The 17132-nt window shown below is 52.8% G+C and carries 16 protein-coding genes and 1 tRNA gene; 7 read left to right on the forward strand and 10 right to left on the reverse strand.

Going from position 1 to position 17132, the window contains the following annotated elements:
* Positions 1-306: 306 nt before the first annotated feature.
* Positions 307-1848 (reverse strand): flagellar brake domain-containing protein, encoded by a 1542-nt coding sequence (locus JWG39_RS07725; protein ID WP_205218813.1) that lies wholly within the window; start codon positions 1846-1848, stop codon positions 307-309.
* 258 nt (positions 1849-2106) lie between these two features.
* On the opposite strand from JWG39_RS07725, the gene tgt reads away from it, so the two are divergent.
* The 3 genes from tgt to rnhA all read left to right on the forward strand — a co-directional run bounded on the left by tgt (position 2107) and on the right by rnhA (position 4433).
* Positions 2107-3222, forward strand: a complete 1116-nt coding sequence (gene tgt, locus JWG39_RS07730) for a tRNA guanosine(34) transglycosylase Tgt (protein ID WP_205218814.1) — start codon at positions 2107-2109, stop codon at positions 3220-3222.
* A gap of 58 nt (positions 3223-3280) precedes the next feature.
* Entirely contained in the window at positions 3281-3637 is a 357-nt protein-coding gene (gene yajC / locus JWG39_RS07735; protein WP_205218815.1) for a preprotein translocase subunit YajC, read from the forward strand.
* A gap of 91 nt (positions 3638-3728) precedes the next feature.
* Positions 3729-4433 (forward strand): ribonuclease HI, encoded by a 705-nt coding sequence (rnhA, locus tag JWG39_RS07740; RefSeq protein WP_205218816.1) that lies wholly within the window; start codon positions 3729-3731, stop codon positions 4431-4433.
* Positions 4434-4542: 109 nt separating this feature from the next.
* Here the strand turns inward: rnhA and JWG39_RS07745 are convergent, their stop codons facing one another.
* From JWG39_RS07745 to JWG39_RS07760, 4 genes are all read right to left on the reverse strand, one after another.
* The gene (locus tag JWG39_RS07745; RefSeq protein WP_205218817.1) at positions 4543-4923 is read right to left on the reverse strand and encodes a hypothetical protein; all 381 of its coding nucleotides are present in this window, start codon (positions 4921-4923) and stop codon (positions 4543-4545) included.
* Positions 4917-5336 carry a VOC family protein gene (locus JWG39_RS07750; RefSeq protein ID WP_205218818.1) on the reverse strand — a complete coding sequence of 140 codons (420 nt, stop codon included), beginning with the start codon at positions 5334-5336 and terminating at the stop codon, positions 4917-4919. Before JWG39_RS07750 ends, JWG39_RS07745 begins: the two co-directional genes overlap by 7 nt.
* 644 nt (positions 5337-5980) lie before the next feature.
* Positions 5981-6055: transfer RNA gene (locus tag JWG39_RS07755), tRNA-Gly, on the reverse strand.
* A gap of 104 nt (positions 6056-6159) precedes the next feature.
* Positions 6160-7539, reverse strand: a complete 1380-nt coding sequence (locus JWG39_RS07760; RefSeq protein WP_240192043.1) for a CBS domain-containing protein — start codon at positions 7537-7539, stop codon at positions 6160-6162.
* Between the two features lie 183 nt (positions 7540-7722).
* Between JWG39_RS07760 and JWG39_RS07765 the strand changes: the two genes are divergently transcribed.
* From JWG39_RS07765 to JWG39_RS07780, 4 genes are all read left to right on the forward strand, one after another.
* Complete coding sequence (locus JWG39_RS07765; protein WP_205218819.1) at positions 7723-8868, forward strand: DUF2786 domain-containing protein; 1146 nt, start codon at positions 7723-7725, stop codon at positions 8866-8868.
* Entirely contained in the window at positions 8868-9398 is a 531-nt protein-coding gene (locus JWG39_RS07770) for an NlpC/P60 family protein (protein ID WP_205218820.1), read from the forward strand. Before JWG39_RS07765 ends, JWG39_RS07770 begins: the two co-directional genes overlap by 1 nt.
* A gap of 620 nt (positions 9399-10018) precedes the next feature.
* Positions 10019-10717 (forward strand): glycerol-3-phosphate 1-O-acyltransferase PlsY, encoded by a 699-nt coding sequence (plsY, locus tag JWG39_RS07775; RefSeq protein WP_205218821.1) that lies wholly within the window; start codon positions 10019-10021, stop codon positions 10715-10717.
* 194 nt (positions 10718-10911) lie between these two features.
* Positions 10912-11595 carry a class I SAM-dependent methyltransferase gene (locus tag JWG39_RS07780; protein WP_205218822.1) on the forward strand — a complete coding sequence of 228 codons (684 nt, stop codon included), beginning with the start codon at positions 10912-10914 and terminating at the stop codon, positions 11593-11595.
* A 153-nt stretch (positions 11596-11748) separates the two neighbouring features.
* On the opposite strand, the gene JWG39_RS07785 is transcribed toward JWG39_RS07780, so the two are convergent.
* The 5 genes from JWG39_RS07785 to trsS form a co-directional block, all read right to left on the reverse strand.
* Positions 11749-12357 (reverse strand): histidine phosphatase family protein, encoded by a 609-nt coding sequence (locus JWG39_RS07785; RefSeq protein WP_205218823.1) that lies wholly within the window; start codon positions 12355-12357, stop codon positions 11749-11751.
* Entirely contained in the window at positions 12354-13463 is a 1110-nt protein-coding gene (locus tag JWG39_RS07790; RefSeq protein WP_205218824.1) for a DVU_1551 family NTP transferase, read from the reverse strand. The genes JWG39_RS07785 and JWG39_RS07790 overlap by 4 nt, the downstream gene beginning before the upstream one ends.
* On the reverse strand, positions 13460-14482 hold the full coding sequence (locus JWG39_RS07795; RefSeq protein WP_205218825.1) for an XdhC family aldehyde oxidoreductase maturation factor: 1023 nt from the start codon (positions 14480-14482) through the stop codon (positions 13460-13462). Before JWG39_RS07795 ends, JWG39_RS07790 begins: the two co-directional genes overlap by 4 nt.
* Before the next feature lie 98 nt (positions 14483-14580).
* Positions 14581-15804 (reverse strand): DVU_1553 family AMP-dependent CoA ligase, encoded by a 1224-nt coding sequence (locus JWG39_RS07800; protein ID WP_205218826.1) that lies wholly within the window; start codon positions 15802-15804, stop codon positions 14581-14583.
* Positions 15801-17132, reverse strand: coding sequence for a radical SAM (seleno)protein TrsS (gene trsS, locus JWG39_RS07805; protein ID WP_205218827.1), 1332 nt, complete (start codon positions 17130-17132; stop codon positions 15801-15803). Before trsS ends, JWG39_RS07800 begins: the two co-directional genes overlap by 4 nt.

Here is a 17132-nt window from a genome sequence, read left to right on the forward strand (position 1 = left end):
CTCAACTTCGGATGCAAACGTTTTCGTTTAATGCGTTGTCCCTGTTCGTGAAAATTCGTGTCCATTCGTGGTTACAAAATGCAAAAGGAATCACGAATAGACACGGATAAACACGAATTATTACTCATTCGTAATCGCCAAAAAAGATGTCCACGCAGTTGCGTTTTCTGGCCAGTAAAAAAAATGTGATTATTCAAGGCAGCCATAAATGATCAAATGACCTCACTGCTTTCAGCAGCTCCATTGCGGTGCTCCCTCCGGAGGCGCTCTGGTCCCTGCAGGACGGGCACGGGAAAGTGAGGGGGGTCACACCGGTTTTGGCTTGCTGGGAGAAATCAGGATCGGTTCCTCAGATGGACTCTGGGGGAGACGAGGCATATCAGTTATGAGGTTTTTCTCTGCGGTTTTGGTTTTATCCGAATTTTTGTTACTGAAGAGCTGGCTTTTGTCCCTCAGACGGCGGTATCGACAGCCATGCAGCGGGGGACGGGGAATCTGACACTGAAACCGGTTGGTGATACTTAAGAGACAGGTTGGCATTTTCTCAAACTCTACTCCGACATTGGTGGTCTCCTCTGTGACGTTGACGTTTCGCACCCGGCAGTTGATCATCTGCTCTTCTTTGATCCCAGGCAGCAGACAACGCAACAGCATTAGTGTTCCGGGCTTTATCACCGGCATGGGGCGCTCCGGGTGGTGTTTGATCTGACAGAGACTGCCTGCTGCGCTGATATTGATCAAGGCCCCGTAAAACTCTCTATTATTCTCAAAGTGGAAGGTAGAAGGGAGAAAGATTGAGGTCCGTTTTGCCTTGCGCAGTTCATAGCAGTGCAACACAGATGGATATTCGAAGATGAGCAGGGGGGTTGTGCCCCGAACCTGCTGAAGCAAACGTGTCTTGAACATCCACGTCCGTCCATTGTGGATAAATTTGATGAGGACACGATCCATTTTATCCATATCGCTGTCAAAATCTCGTTCCGGTTGCGGGGTGGTAACGATAAAATAGTTGTCCTGTAACATACCCGCAACGGTGGCGGAGAGAGGCGTTTGATTCCCCTGCAGCTGCAGTGTCACAGTTGTTCCAGAGTGCACCGAAACCGGAGTATCGAGAGTGAAGAAGTGTTTCCGGACAAGCTGATGCTTCCGGGCGTACCCGGTCCCTGAATCTCTTTTCTCCTGTTCGGAGCGCTTTTCGAAGGCCTCCATAATAAGTTCCAGCCCGGGTCGATGAATTCGCAAGCCGCGTTGATCGTTGAAAAAGCGCAGCCTGAGCTGGAGGTCCGGCCATCCCATGATCTCCAACGCGGCTTCTTCTCCAGTAAGGGCTTCTGTTTCAGCATCGATGAGGGTTCCGTTTTTCAGGAACAGCCAGCCTTTTTTGCCAACCGGGCCTGCTGCCTCAAGGGTGCAGGTGGTGTGCTCACTTTTGAGAATTTGCAGATAACTGTGCAAAGGGATGCTCTGCAGCGGGCCATACTCTTTTACCTCAAGCAGACTCTTTGCTTTGAGCACCAGATTATCGCCGACCAGTGGCAGTGGAATACAGGCGCTGGCTCCGTTGGTCAGAACCATTTCCTGGATGGTTCTGAGTCGTCGGGCAGTTACCACAATGAAGGGCAGCCAGGGGAAGCGGTGTGTGAGTCGGGAGATCGTCTTTTCAGGGGATTCGCCTGTAGCAGGGAGTTCAAGGATAACAAGTCCGACACTGCGACTGCTTATCAGTTTGCCAGGATCGGTCCCGGCACCTGCCGAGAGCAGCAGAGGGCACGCCTCCCAGCCTTCAAGCTGACGGGTGAGTTGCTCTTTAACTTTCGGTGTGTGGGTGAAAAGCAGTATAGTGTGCATTGACTGTCTTTAATTATAACGGGTGGTTTTGCATGACACCCTTTTTTGCTGGCATTTCAGGATTTCATGGGCAGTATATTTTCCAGCCCTCCAATATGTTCTTATGGTATAATAAGAGATACTGTCTGGAAAGAGAAAAAAGCAAATGATCATCCTGTTTTCTTGTAAGTTTCCCTTTTAATTTTGCAGGATGTGCACCATGTTGTGTCAGCAAGACCTTCTTTTACCTCGATTTCACCCCTGCCGCAGGAGAATTTAATGGAACAATCACCCTTTACACTGCTTAAAACTTCTTCGGAGTGCGCTGCACGACGAGGTCAGCTTCGCACCCGTCAGGGTGTTATCGAAACGCCGGTCTTTATGCCGGTTGGTACTCAGGGAACGGTGAAGGCCGTTACCCCGGAGAATCTGATTGATGCGGGGGCACAGATAATTCTCGGGAATACCTATCATCTCTTTATCAGGCCGGGGCACAAACGGGTGGAAAGTTTTGGCGGGCTGCACAAGTTCATGAACTGGAAAGGCTCCATTCTTACGGATTCCGGGGGATTTCAGATCTTCAGCCTGAAAAAACTCGCCAAAATTACCGAGGAAGGTGCAGCTTTTCGTTCTCATCTTGATGGCTCAAAGCTGTTTCTCAGCCCAGAGATTGCCATTGAGGTGCAGCAGAGCCTTGGTTCCGACATCATGATGTGTCTTGACACCTGCATCCCCTGTCCTTCGACTCGCATGGAGACAGTTCACTCAACCGACCTCACCACCCGCTGGGCGGCCCGCTGCCGTGAGGCACATACAAAACGGGATCGCCTGCTCTTCGGCATCGTTCAGGGGGGGATGTTTCCTGATCTGCGCAAAGCCCATGTAGAGGCGCTGCAGGAGATCGGTTTTGACGGCTATGCCGTGGGCGGTTTGAGTGTGGGAGAGGAGAAGCAAATGATGCTGGACATGACCGAGGAAACCGCCTCTCACATGCCGGCAAACTTTTCTCGTTACCTTATGGGTGTTGGCACTCCCGCCGATCTGGTAGAGGGTGTGTGGCGGGGGATAGACATGTTTGACTGTGTCATGCCTACCCGTAATGCCCGCAATGGCTCACTCTTTACCCGCAAAGGCAAAATCAGCATCAAGAATGCCCGCTTTCAGGATGATCAGGGACCGGTGGATGAGAGTTGTGACTGCTACACCTGCCGTAACTACTCCCGGGGCTACCTGCGTCACCTTTTCCAGGCGCGGGAGATACTCAGCAGCCATCTGAACACCATCCACAACCTTCATTTTTACCTGCATCTGATGGCTGATATCCGCAGGGCGATTGAGGAAGACCGTTTCGCCGATTTCCGTAAAGATTTCTATAGCGCCCTTGAGACGGAATGAGTATCTTTGTACATTTTAACCCTATAATTTTTTCCACACTTATCTGAGGAGGTCTTTCATGTTTACAGGTGTTGCTTATGCAGCCGACGCTGCCGCAGGCGGTGCCCCCAGCGCACTCGGGTCGTTTGTCCCTTTGATCCTGATTGGTGTTGTTTTTTACTTTCTGCTTATCCGTCCGCAACAGAAAACGGCAAAGCTCCATCAGCAGTTCCTTGCTTCTCTGAAGCGGGGTATCCGTGTTGCCACCACTGGTGGAGTAATTGGTACCATCGTCGACATCAGCGACCTTGTGATTACCCTTGAGGTTGCCGAGGGTGTAAAGATCGACGTTACCCGTTCCTCTATCGCCGGTCAGATAGATAAAAAAGGCGAACCGGTTGGTGTAAAGAAAGACGACAAAAAAAAGATTGGTTGAGCCAGTTGCTGATTCCCCGGCGGGGATGAGCAGTTTTTGGAGCCGGATTCTGCAGAAGAATCCGGCTCTCTCTTTTTAGGGGAGAGGAAGAGTGGCGAAAAAGAAATTTTATGCTGTTGCTGTCGGCAGCAAGACCGGTATTTATACTGACTGGCCAAGTGCGGAAAAGCAGGTGAAGGGCGTGGCCGGTGCCAAATATAAAAGTTTTCCCACTGAAAGAGAGGCGAAATCCTTTCTGGAAAATCCCGTTTACAACAAAAAGCCCACCGGGCCAAAGAAAAAGAAGACGGTGGCGAGGGTATCAAAACCTCCCCTGGCTGACAACGCAGTGCTGATCTATACCGATGGCGGAAGTATCAATAATCCGGGTCCCGGCGGTTACGGAACTGTTATTGAGATGGATGGCGACCGGCGTGAGCTCTCCGGCGGTTTTCGTCTGACCACCAACAACCGCATGGAAATGACCGCTGCTCTTGTTGCTCTTGAAGCGGTGGCGGAGTGCGGCAGGCCTGTTTGTCTCCACTCCGACTCACGCTATCTCGTCAATGGTATAACCCGCGGCTGGGCGAAAGGATGGCGAAAGAGGGGATGGAAGAAGAGTGACGGTGAACCGGCGCTCAACGCCGACCTCTGGGCACGTCTGCTGGTACTGGTGGAAGGAATGGAGGTGCAGTTTTACTGGGTGAAGGGACACGCTGGCAATCCTCTCAACGAGCGCTGTGACCAGCTTGCGGTGGCTGCGGCGAGGGGGAATCCGCAGGCGGTAGATGCCGAGTATGAAAAGAATGTTGCCTGAAGAGTGCTGGACGTTGCTGTAGAAGAAAGATGGCCCTCGGGAAAATTTTCCGGCGGCCATTTTGCTTTGCGACCAACACTGAGGGCAAAACTTAGACTTATGGATACCCTTATATCACGGGTGAGTTTCCTGCAGGAGATTCTGCAAAATACTCCCGCAGGTCATGGAGTGCTGAGAGCCTGCCACTCTTCAGGGTACCTTGAATAATGCCATTTACATTTTGTATTAACCAGATAACACAACTGCGTGGAAATCTTTTTTGGCTATTACGAATGGATAAACAGGATGTAAAACGAGCATAACTTAATAGAAATGGTTTAATCATGCGAAAAAGGGCATTTTTTATAAAAGCGTAACTTCTTAAAGTTTTTTTGCCTTTATTCGCATGTTTCGAGCTTTCCTTTGGCAAAAAGTTTTTCGCTGTTCCGTCTTTTGCTTTTCCCTGTCTCCCGTCTCCTTTCTCCCGTCTCCCTTTCCCTGCTTTTACCACTCTCCGATATTTCCCATGCTCTTCCACGGTTCCATCGGAGGCAGAGCGTTTCCCTTCTGCAGCAGCTCAATACTGATCTTGTCCGGGCAACGGATAAATGCCATATTCCCATCTCTCGGCGGTCGCAGAATGGTGACTCCGTCATCCATCAGTTTCTGGCAGAAGTCATAGATATTATCTACTTCAAAAGCCAGATGGCCAAAGTTACGGCCACAACTGTACGGGTTCTTCTCATCCCAGTTCCAGGTGAGTTCTACCTCTGGTTCTCCCTTTGCGGTGGCAAGGTAGATGAGAGAGAAGCGTTCCTCTTCAAAATCTTTGCGGCGGGTCTGTTGCAGACCAAGTTTTTTTTCATAGAAATCGAGGGATTTATTGAGATCGAGCACTCGGATCATGGTGTGCAGATATTTCACAGTATTCTCCTTTTTGAAAAGTTACGTTTTTATATAATACCATTTACACTTTGTATTGACCAGAGAACGCGACTACGTAGACATCTTTTTTTGGCGATGACGAATGAGTAATAATTCGTGTTTATCCGTGATTCCTTTTGCATTTTGTAACCACGAATGGACACGAATTTTCACGAACAGGGACAACGCATTAAACGAAAACGTTTGTATCCGAAGTTAAGCCGTACGGTGCACCAGGAGTATTATGAATAAAATTGGCTACCACGGAAAACACGGAAGGACACGGAAAACATCAATTACCTCAAAGCAGGCAACAGACCGAATTCAACCACAAGGGCATTCTCTTATGGTTTTTTCAGTAATAATTCGTGTTTATTCGTGTCCATTCGTGGTTCCTTTTGTCGTTTGTAACCACGATTCTCTTCGAAACTTTGATATCTTCCAGTATCTTCACCACTATTTGTTCTCAGGAAAATTGATGAAAACGAGACAGTCGGGGCAGATCTTTCCAATGCCCCACAGTGAAAAAGGAGGAGAGGACGTCTGAGTGGAAAAGAGGGCAACAGTATGGAGTCTGGCTCTGTCGGGTGGAATATCAAGCTGATAAATGGAGTTTGGAGAAGAGAGAACTGCAGAGAAAAAAATGGAGCGGGAAACGAGGGTCGAACTCGCGACTTCAACCTTGGCAAGGTTGCACTCTACCACTGAGTTATTCCCGCTCACTAATACGACAATGAAGTTCAGTTTTCTAACAAAAAATAGTCTACATGTCAAGTGCTTACGATAAAAAAATGACATAAAGATATTTTGAATAGTACCATTTTCACTTCAGGTGAGTCTCTGTTGAGAGAGACTCCGGCTGCATGTTATAAAACCACCCCAAAAGGTCAGTGCGGGAGACAATGCCCAGGACCTCATCATCCTGCACTACAGGCAGATAACCGATCTCCTCGTCTATTATGATGCGCGCCACCTGCATTGGGGAGGTGTCCGGCCTGGTGGTAGTGATATCGCGGGTCATGAAAGCCTTCACCGGTGCCTGCCACTGTTTTTGTTTTTTTACCCTCTTTAAGTCGGAGAGGACAATCATGCCACAGATCTTCTTCCCCTCCATTACCGGAAGGCCTCGAATTCCCTGCTTATCCATGATTATTTTCACCTTTTCCATGCTTGTGTCTGGTGATACTGAGATGACCGGAGAAGACATAATCGAGGCGATGGTAATCTGGTTGGCAGTATTGTGGCACAGCAGAGATTTAATATGCTTTTCACTTTCTTCGGGAGTTGCAATCGTATTCTTTACCGTTGCCGAGCCTGCCCCCGGGTGGCCGCCTCCACCGAACTCGCTGAGAATTTTTCCGATATTGATCGCCTCCACTGTACTGCGCCCGATAATGGTGTGGTAATGGCCGAGATCGTAGATGCCAAAGATGGCCTCTACCCCCATCACCCGGCGGCAGAGGCTGACCACCTCAGCCAGCTCGGGCACCTTGCTCCGCATGGAAATGCGGTGAAAGCCCACGGAATGGCCGTGGACGGTGAGGCGGCGGGTGGCCTGCGTCATCTTGAAGAAGGCGTCCTTCTGGCCTTTTTCATAGGGAGGATTGAGAAAGAAGCGGGCGACGTTGAGGTCGGCACCGTGCTCAAGAAGCAGAGCTGCAGCACGGGCATCGTCAGGGGTGGTGGAGGGAAAGGTGAGGTGGCCGGTGTCCTCATAGAGACCGATAAGGAAGACCGTCGACTCCAGCGGTGAGAGGTTACGCAGTGGTTCCTGCGGCATCTTGCGCATGAAGAGACTTATGGTGGCTCCAATATGTTCACGGTATTCAAGGTCGCCAGAGATGTCTCCCGGTGTTGTCATGTGATGGTCCCAGAGATCAATGTGCAGTCCGTCACGACCGCGCAGCTTCTCCATGCGATCAAGGCGGTACCAGTGATTGGTGTCCACTACGGTGAGACGATGTACAGCCTCGAAATCAACATCTCCCGGCCCGATGAGGTTAAAGGCACTCTTGTGCGTGGAGAGAAATTGATCGACGTTTCTGTTGACTGAAGAGGGTATGACGCCCACGGATCCCGGGTAGAAGAGGGTGCCCGCAATGACCGAGGCAAGGGCGTCAAAGTCAGTATTTTTATGAGTGGTTACAATATGCATATACACGAAGATGTAGTTTTTTTGGCAGCCGTTGTGCGTATCAGCCATCTGCTTCTTTACGCTTTCCAGCGGCGGTAACAGTTGAGTGTTTGACTTATACACTGGGCACGTAAACTTATCAAGAGAATCCGGCATATATATTTTTGCCAGTTCGGCAAGTGTTGGTGAGTATTCAATGTCCCCTTATATTTTTCTACAAAAAACATGCGGTATCTGCGGAGAAATTGATCTATGAAATCGTCTCAATTCCATGAAAATCGACTCAAAGAGCTGCGCAGTCTCTACCTTGGAGAGAGTTGGGCCAACACGTGTCATCAGTGTGAAGTGGAGTTGAAAACACCGATCTTTGTGCTTACTGCCAGCGGTTGTTACGGCTCCTGGCAGGCAGAGAGCCGTACCCTCAGCATCAGCGAAGAGTTGATGCTCGACTGGCCGTGGACGGTGGTGGAGCAGGTTCTCCGTCATGAAATGGCACACCAGCTGGTCAGTGAGCGGCCGGAGCTGTTATCGGGAAGTGCGGGACGCTGCCACGGCAGCGGTTTTCAGGAGGCCTGTAAACTGCTGCGGGTCGAGTTGCCGTACCGTCGGGCAAGGGTGGATCTTCGGCGCATTGTCGAGGAGGCGGAGGTGTGGCGGAAGGGGAGTGGCAGCACCTTCAGCAGAATTTTTGGCCGGGTCGAGAAGTTGCTTGCCCTTGCTGGATCCGATAATCCCCATGAGGCCGAGCTGGCGCTGGCCCGGGCGCGGGAACTCTCAGTAAAATATCATCTTGAACGCCTTGATCCGGGGGCGAAGGAGGTTCGCCATGTGCGCACCCGCCTTGTGCTGCATCGCCGGAACGTGGCCCGCTGGCAGCGCTTTCTCGGGGCGATGATTCGGGAGAATTTTCCGGTAGAAATTATCCTGCTGCAGAGTTTTGATGCAGCGTCCGGCAGATCATCCATGGCGGTCGATATCCTTGGTCGCCCGGAAAATGTGAAAGTAGCGGAGTATTGCTGGCGATTTATCGAAAATCATGTCGTGCGACTGTGGCAGCGCGACCGTGCTTCACTCGGACGTTTGTCCCGCTCTCAGCGTGGAGGTTATTTTGTTGGTGTCGTTCAGGGGTTTTCTGATAAAATGAGACTTCAGCAAGAGGTGGTATCGGGTACAGAAAGGGAGACGCTCGAAGAGGATGCACTGGTGGTTCTCGCCGATCACTGTCTTGCAGAGTATGTACAGTGGTGTTATCCGTGTCTGCGAACCACTGCGGCGCAGGGAGGAGTGAGCAGGGCCGGGTATGTGTCGGGGCGTGCCGCAGGGCGTGAGCTGAATTTTGTGGAGGGAGTGACAGAGGGACCGGCAGGTACTCTGCTCCCGCCAGGAAGAGGAACATAATGTTGATGAAGTTTTGCCCGCAGAGGGGGAGTACGGCGATTCTGCTCGCCGTGGTGATTTCGTTTGCCCTGAGTGGCTGTACGGGAAAGAAGGTTCGTCATGCGTTGCCACAGGAGGAAATTTATCAGTGGCAGGGGGGGGCGGAAATCCCCTTCGAGCAACAGATGGCACAATTTTATAACAATTGGAAGGGGGTCCCCTGGCGGCTCGGTGAGAATGGTCGGCATGGAATGGACTGCTCAGCCTTCATACAGAAGGCGGTGCGCTGTCTGCTTGGAGTAAATCTGCCGCGAACAGTCGTCGAAATGGTGCGCTATGGGAAGAAACTCCGGCGGGAGGAGTTACAGCCCGGTGATCTGGTCTTTTTCCGAACCGGCTGGAATGTCAGGCATGTGGGGATGTACCTCGGTAATTCGCGTTTTATGCACGTCTCGTCGTCAAAGGGGGTCTCCATTTCCGCCCTGCAGCCGGTGGATGGGTATTCCGGTTACTGGAATTCAAAATACTGGTGTGCCCGGCGCATACTGTAAAAAGAACACAGAGTTCATCGAAATTGAAACGGGAAGGAAGGCAAAGGGAGAAAGGGAAAAACAAAAAGCGGTAAGGCAATTTTTACCGCGAAGAACGCGAAGGAACACGAAGGAAGGCAAAAGCGGAGAAAGGAGACAGGGAAAGGCAAAAGACGGAAAGACAAAGATTGGGGAGCCAGCGAGACACGCGAAAGAAGGCAAAAAAATTTAAGAAAAAGATTCAAGATTCCCTTTAAAATGAAACAGAGAATTGCTGTTGTTATACCATTTATATTTTGTATTGACCAGAGAACACAACTGCGTAGACATCTTTTTTGGCGATTACGAATGAGTAATAATTCGTGTTTATCCGTGTTCATTCGTGGTTCCTTTTGTCGTTTGTAACCACGAATGGATAAACAGGATACAAAACGGGGTATAACTTAATAGGAATGGTATTATATCTTTGCTCTTCGCGGCCTTCGCGGTGAAATTTTTTGTCTTTTTCCATAACTTTTTGAAAAATCACGATAAAACTTGACAACTAACTGAAATTATTGTGAAAAAATCATTTCAGACAGTTGTCCACCCCCCTTTGTTTATGGGGTCCCTATGGTTTAACCTCAATCCGGAGTAGAATCATGTATTCACTGCTTTTTCTGTTGCTGCCTGCTGTTGGCTATTTTGTTGGATCTATTCCCTTCGGGTTGTTGATCGGTCGTATGGCGGGGGTGGATGTACGCCTGCAGGGCAGCAAAAATATCGGCGCCACCAATGTTAACCGGGTGGCGGGCGTAAAGTTCGGTGTGTTGACGCTGATCTGCGATGTGCTTAAGGGCAGTCTGCCGATGCTGCTTACCTCTCTGCTGCTGCCTGAAGAGTATGGGAATCGCGAATTGATTATTGCCCTCACCGGAGTGATGTCGGTGCTTGGACACATGTTTTCCTGCTTCCTTGGTTTCAAGGGAGGCAAGGGGGTGGCCACCGGGCTCGGAGTTTTTCTCGTGTTGTCGCCTGTGGCTGTTGGCATCAGTCTCGGAGTTTTTGTGGTGGCAGTGCTGGTGTCCGGCTTTGTTTCGCTTGCCTCCGTTCTTGCTTCGGGACTGCTGCCGTTCTGGCTGTGGATCCTTGATGCACCCCGGGTGGCGATTGTTGCGGCCTTCCTTGTGGCTCTGCTCATTATACTCAAACACCATGAGAATATCAGACGACTTCTCAACGGGGAGGAGAAGAGCTGGCGCGGAGTACCTGAGAAAAGGAAGGAAAATGGAGAACGACGGGAAGGGGATAGAGACTGGCGTCAGTCGGGAAATGATATTAACCGAAGCAAAAGGAAGTAAGCAGCTGAGGGGTTTTGGGAGGCCTGACAAGATCCTGAAGGTACCTTTCTGACTTTTCATCCATGAAATTTTCTTACGGGAAGACTCTTTATCTATTGTTTCTTGGAAAAGAAATTGGGAATGGTGTAGGTTGAAACTGCTTTTTGGGGAACCTGACATAATGTTGGAATTCATTCCCCACTCCTTATAACTACATGACCAATCCACTGCCATTTCACAAAAGAGACTTTCTCCAACCCCACCGTTTTCGTCGGCGGATGCGTGCTGTTATTCTTGGCCGTCGTCCCGGTGAGGCAGCTGTCCGCCGCATGATAGCCCCGGCGATATCCGGTGCCGCGTTCATGGGGGCACTGGCGAGGAGTCCGCGTACCATTGGGGCCTGTGTGCCGAGTTCGAAGATGTTGTCGAGAATGATGGCGACTGAGGTGTCGCTGCCGGTGGATGGTGTTGTCGTGGAGTTGGGCGGAGGTACCGGCCGGATCACTTCCGCGCTGCTCGAACGGGGCGTGCCGCCGGAACAGCTGGTAGTGGTGGAACAGAGTCCTTCCCTTGCCGATCTGCTGCGCAAACGCTTCCCGAAAGTGCAGATAATTCAAGGGGATGCAGCTTTCTGTTACAGTCAGATTCCTGGTTCACCGCGGGTTCATGCCGTGGTTTCCGGGTTGCCTCTGCTTTCACTTCCGAAAGTGGTCGTGGAAAACATTATCTGTCAGATTAGTTCCATGCTCGCCGCTGATGCCCCTCTCATTCAGTTTACCTACCGCCTGAATGGCCGGGGGCCACTCCACGCCACTTTTGATTCTCTGCACTTCCGCACCATCCTGTTCAACATTCCTCCCGCAAGGGTTGAAGTCTTCCGACGGCGTGAGTCGCGTTGAGACTGCGTTGAGGTTCTCTCCCCCTATGTTTACCAGGTTGAAATGGAAACGTGTGCCTGTTGAGAGAGGGAAAATGGCAGGCCCGAAGTGTATCGTGTAACGACACCTTCGGGCCTGCGGGAATACAGGACAGACTTCAAGGTATCCGGAAGATTACTGCGGGACGTAGTTGATCATTTCCACATGAAATTTTTCACCATTCTGACGAATGACATTCACCCCGGCATAGGTCTGATCAAGGTTGAAAATTCCCTTGATGGGCATCTGTAAGAGCCATGAGAGCAGGACCCGGTTGGTGCCGGCATGGGCAATAATGGCAATATTGCCCTCTTTCTCCCGGGTCAGTTTGAGGAAGGCGGGATGGATCCGTATCTGCAGCAGATCCTGAAAATTCTCTCCACCGGAAGGGCGATACTGGTCAAAGTTGCGGCCCCGCGCCTCGTAGGCTCCTGGGAACAAGCGTTTCACCTCGGCGACTGTTTTTCCCTCCCACTTGCCGAGGTTAATTTCCTGAAACTGAGGGAGGATCTCAATCGGCTGTTCACCCGTCTCTTTTGCCACGATCTCTGCACTCTCTCTGCAACGACCTGACGGACTGGTGAAGATGCCTTCAATATCTTTGTCTTTCAACCATTCACCGCTTTTCTTCATCTGTTCCCGACCCTCTTCCGTGAGGGGCAGTTCCATCTGGCCAATAAAGGGTTTCGGATTCGGTATTTCAATAGCGCCGTGGCGCAGAAGGTATATTTTTCTCTGCTTCATAATGGTAACTCCTCTGATTTCAGCCAGGTTTCCAACTTCACCTCAGCGGACTTTTCCCAAAGTTCAGCCAGTTGCTCGGCCTGGCGAAGGCGGAGCCTGATACAGCGGCATGCCTCCTTATCGTCTTTATAGATGTGTAATTTCTCTTTATACCTGTTTTTCAGGGCAACGCGGCTGCTGCCGTGCGCCAGCTTGTCGGCGAGACAGACAATCTCTTTTTCGCTGAGAATACCATGCTCCGGTGGTTCTATATGACTGTGTACCCTGACTATTGCCGCCATGCGCTGCAGGCCGAGGGAATTCAGAAGTTTTTCTCCCTCAATGGCGTGATGTGACTGTCCTTTGCAGATATCGTGCAGCAGCGCAGAGCCGTAGATTAACTCCCGGTCAAGTCCCTCGACGCCACTCTGGCGCATCCCTTTCTCAAGGGCAAGAGAGATTTTTGCCACAAAGCTGCAGTGGGCTGCCAGCCGGGGCGGCATCACTGTTTCGGCAAGGATATCCGCCTCCTCCGGGGTGAGAATATCATACCGGGCCGCACGTTTTTCGAGATTGGCAAAGGCCTCGGGGGTATCAGCGTCGTGCAGGATATGGCGATCCCACACTTTTACGTTAAGGCTGGAAGATTTCTCCAGTACAGCGGCCAGGCCGCCGCTGCCATCGGAGTCGAGAATCTCCCTGCGCAATTCTCCGGAGATGAGTGGGGGATGTCCCTTTTCTCCGGCAAATTCAGGGTAGGTCACCTTTTTCGATTTATGGGCCTTGAGCAGCATCTTAATGGTGGCGGGGCGTATCAGCGGAATATCTACCGGCAGGACGAAAAACGCATCCTGTCCTTCCATATCTTCCACTCCGACCTGTACTGAGGAGAACATTCCCTTCTCGTAATGTACATTCGTTACGCAGCGTATGCCCAGTTTTTTGGCTTCTTTGCGGACCTCATCACCACGGTGGCCGATAACTGCAACCACTCGGTTTACCCCGCCTTCAGTCAATGTATCCACACAATGAGCGAGCAGACTTTTCCCTTCCAGCTGAAGCAGCGGCTTGAAGTCGCCCATGCGGGATGAGAATCCTGCCGCAAGAATTATTGCACCGCTCTTCATCTTTCAATACCAGCGCGATGTCGAATCAGCTCGCCGACGATGCAGATTGCAATCTCTTCCGGAGTGTCAGCGCCGATGGAGAGGCCGATCGGGCAGTGGACTGCGGTGAGCTGCTTCTCAGTGACGCCTTTTTCCTGCAGCAGGCGATATGTGGTGTCACGTTTTTTACGACTGCCGATCATACCGATATATCCCGGAGAGTTGGCAAGGGCCTGTTCCAGGACTTCGCGGTCGTGGGAATGTCCTCTTGTGACAATGACGACATAGTCATCCGGGCCGAGGGTGGGGAAGCAGTTTGAGAAATCTTTCAGCACCTGTACATCCTCAGCCTTGGGGAAGCGCGAGCTGTTGGCGAATTCGGCACGGTCATCCATTACCCGTACGGTGAAATCGACGAAAGCGGCGGCTTTTGCCGTGGCGAGGCTGACGTGTCCTGCCCCCACCAGCCAGAGAGTCCCGGTATCGATCTGTGGTTCTACATAGAAAAGGCCGGAGGTTGCACCAAGGGTGTAAGGAGTCCGGCATTTCTGCGTTTTGTGCAGGACCTCGCCGGCGGTATCCTCATCCAGTTCTGCGCCGATGAAGGTGCCGTTGCTGAGCAGGGTGAGTTGCGGGACGCCATCGGCGGGCAGCGAAATCACCAGGACGGGGCGTCTGCGGCCGGCATAGGCGGATTTGATTTCTTCAAAGAGCGGCAGGTGTTCCGGCGTGATGCGCCGCAGCAGGACCTTTACTGCGCCGCCGCAGACCATGCCGGCGTTGGCTGCGGTCTCGTTATCGAGATTATAGGACAGGAGGAGAAAGTCACTGTCCTCTTTAAACATGGTGGCTGCTCTGTGCTGGCTGCCGCCTTCGACCGGTCCGCCGCCGATGGTTCCGTACAGGGTTCCGTCTGCGGTGACAAGCATTTTTGCCCCGGAGCCACGGGGAGCCGAACCGTGCTGTTCAACAATGGTGCCAAAGATGGCGGAGTCGCCCCGGCGGAGGATGTCGAGGAGAGGGTTAAGAATATTTCGCATGAATTACCTCTATATTATTAAGTGTGCGGGCAGTTTATAAGGAATCATTGTGGTTGTAAACGCCGAGAAAAAAATTTGCCATACTTTCCTGAAAAGAGTCAGCGGAGATCGCGTAGAATCCTTTTGAAGGTATGTTTTTGTGTCCAGCCAGGCACCCGTTTCGCACTGGCGAGGGGAATTCCTGATGGGGGAGTAAAGTGTGACGGAGAGATCTCTTCGGAGGCAAGATATTCGAGGTGCAGCCCTTCTGGAGCAAGGGCGGCGCGGTAGTCGAAGAGTCCGGGCAGGGCAAAGAACAGATCATCGAGCTGGCGGCTGGAGAGAAAGCCCTGAGGGGTGTCGCAGCCCTGGTGACGATGGATGTCGAGCAGACGGGTGGTGATGCCGCCGCAGGCGCAGGGCTGACGAGTGAGGGCACCGGAGTCGCCGGTGAGATAGCGAATCAGCGGCATGGCGCGGCGGCGCAGGGTGGTGAGAACAATCTCACCGGTTTCACCCTCGGCGAGGGGTACCCCCGTCTGTGGATCGATGATCTCCACGAGGATGTCCGCCTCGCGCAGGTGGCAGCCGTGGTGGTGGTCGCACTCCACGCCGCCGCCGAGGCCGGTTTCGGTCGCGCCGTAGTGGAGAAAAGTGGTGATGCCGCATGCCTCAATACGTTGGCGCAGGGCGGGCGGTGCGTAGTCGGAGTTCAGCAGAACGGTGCAGACTGGATGCCTTTTCCCCAGTGTTTCAGCAAGAGAGAGAAGGTGCTGCGGCAGGCCGATAACGCAGTTGGCGCCGTGTGCTTCAACGACAGCGGCACATTGCTGCGGGGTGCCGGGGGGCCAGTGAATGAAGGTCGGATGGCCTTTTTCCGGCAGGCAGCTGCGCAACAAATCGCCTGTGCTGTCCGGGCGGTCGGCGGGAAGCAGGACAAGGACCCGTTCCTCCGGGCGCAGTAGATTCTCCATCCCCTCGCGGAAGAACTCACGGGTTGCTTTCAGTTCCCCGGAGGTGAAGGCAATGCGTTTGGCCGCGCCGGTGCTGCCACTGGTGTTCAGGGTGATAATCCGGGCAATCTCACTCTGGGAGAGGCATTGCAGATTCAGCCCTTCGCTGCGCAGATCGCCAGTGGTGAGGAAGGGGAGCCGGGAAAGATCGGCGAGGGAGTTCAGGGGCGCGATGCCCGTAAGATGTCGACGGTAGAAGGGACTGGCGGTGACATGGCGCAGGGTGGCATTGAGCCGGTCAAGCTGCCAGGCATCAAGGCTTTCACGGCTCAGTGACTCGGCGAGGGCTGTCTGGCGGGCGGTGAGCGTGTCAACGGTGGTGCGTTTCACTGTTTTCTCCCGTACAGGCTTCGGCCGGAGATTGAGGTGAGATTGGCGGCACAGAACGGGAGCAGGCGGCCGTCGGGTTGCGCGATATGGATGCAGCAGCCACGCAGGCGTTCGAGGTTGAGACTCCAGGCGTCCATGAAGGCCATGGCGGAGATGGTAAAGCTGTGGCTCTTCGCCCGCTGGATAAAGCGTTCGAGGTCGTCTTTCGGTGGAGTCTCCGATGTGTTGGGACTGCTCCACTGCCGGGCGGTAACGCCAATGGATTTGATCGCACCCTGCAGGGCGGGTTGCGGAGTACAGGTACAGGAGCTGCCGCTGCCGAGGCGGGTGAGACTGCCGTCGGTCTGCGTGATATATTTGGCGGAGAAGGAACAGAGGGCATGCTCGCAGCCGGGTGGCACAAAATCTGTCGCGTGGACTCTGCCGCCGCTCTGCTGTTCCAGTCCGGCCATGAGTTCAGGCAGGGTGAAGTGCCGGGGGGTGAACTCTGCGGGAAAACGGCCGAAGTAGCTGATGGGCTGAAAGTGGACGCCGCGTACATAAGGCTGATGCTCAAGCCCGAAGCGGACAATCTCCCACAGCTGTGAGGTGTTGAGTTCCGGTACAATCACCGGTACCAGCACGATGCCGATATCGGCTGCGGACAGATTGGCGATGGCGCGTTTCTTTACGTCAATCAGTGGACGGCCTCGCAGGGCACGATACGGCGTGTCGTTGATACCGTCGAACTGGAGAAACACGGAGCTCAGTCCCGCCTCTTTCAGCTCGCGGCAGAAGGCAGGGTCTTCGGCGAGACGCAGTCCGTTGCTGTTGAGCTGGATAAATTCAAAGCCGGTTTTGTCGGCATGGCGAATAATCTCCAGCAGTTGCGGATGGATTGATGGTTCACCTCCGGAGAGCTGCAGATTACAGCCGCCGGTCTCTTTGAAAACACTCTCCACCATCTTTTTCACCTCCGCCAGTTCTCTATGGGTGCCTTCACCGGAACTGGCAAAGCAGACCGGGCAGCCGAGATTACAGCGGGAGGTGATCTCAATCAGCGCCGTGCAGGTGCGCTGGTTGTGGGCGGGGCAGAGTCCACAATCAAAGGGGCAGCCGTCACTGACCGGGGTTTGTCGGTTGCCGCCCTTGTGGGGCAGTTTAGGGCGCTGCCAGGAGTCAAAGAGGGGGGCACCAGGTACTTCCCGCCAGACGACAGTGGAAAAAGAGCCGTGTTCCGGGCAGTTCTTTGTGAGAAGAATCTCGTGACCTTCCCGCGTCAGCGTTGCGGGGAGGCGTTTGAGACAGACCGGACAGAGGCTGGAGGTGGTATGTATGGGGGTGGCCAT

This window comes from Desulforhopalus vacuolatus, from assembly GCF_016918505.1.
GTDB classification, from domain to species: domain Bacteria; phylum Desulfobacterota; class Desulfobulbia; order Desulfobulbales; family Desulfocapsaceae; genus Desulforhopalus; species Desulforhopalus vacuolatus.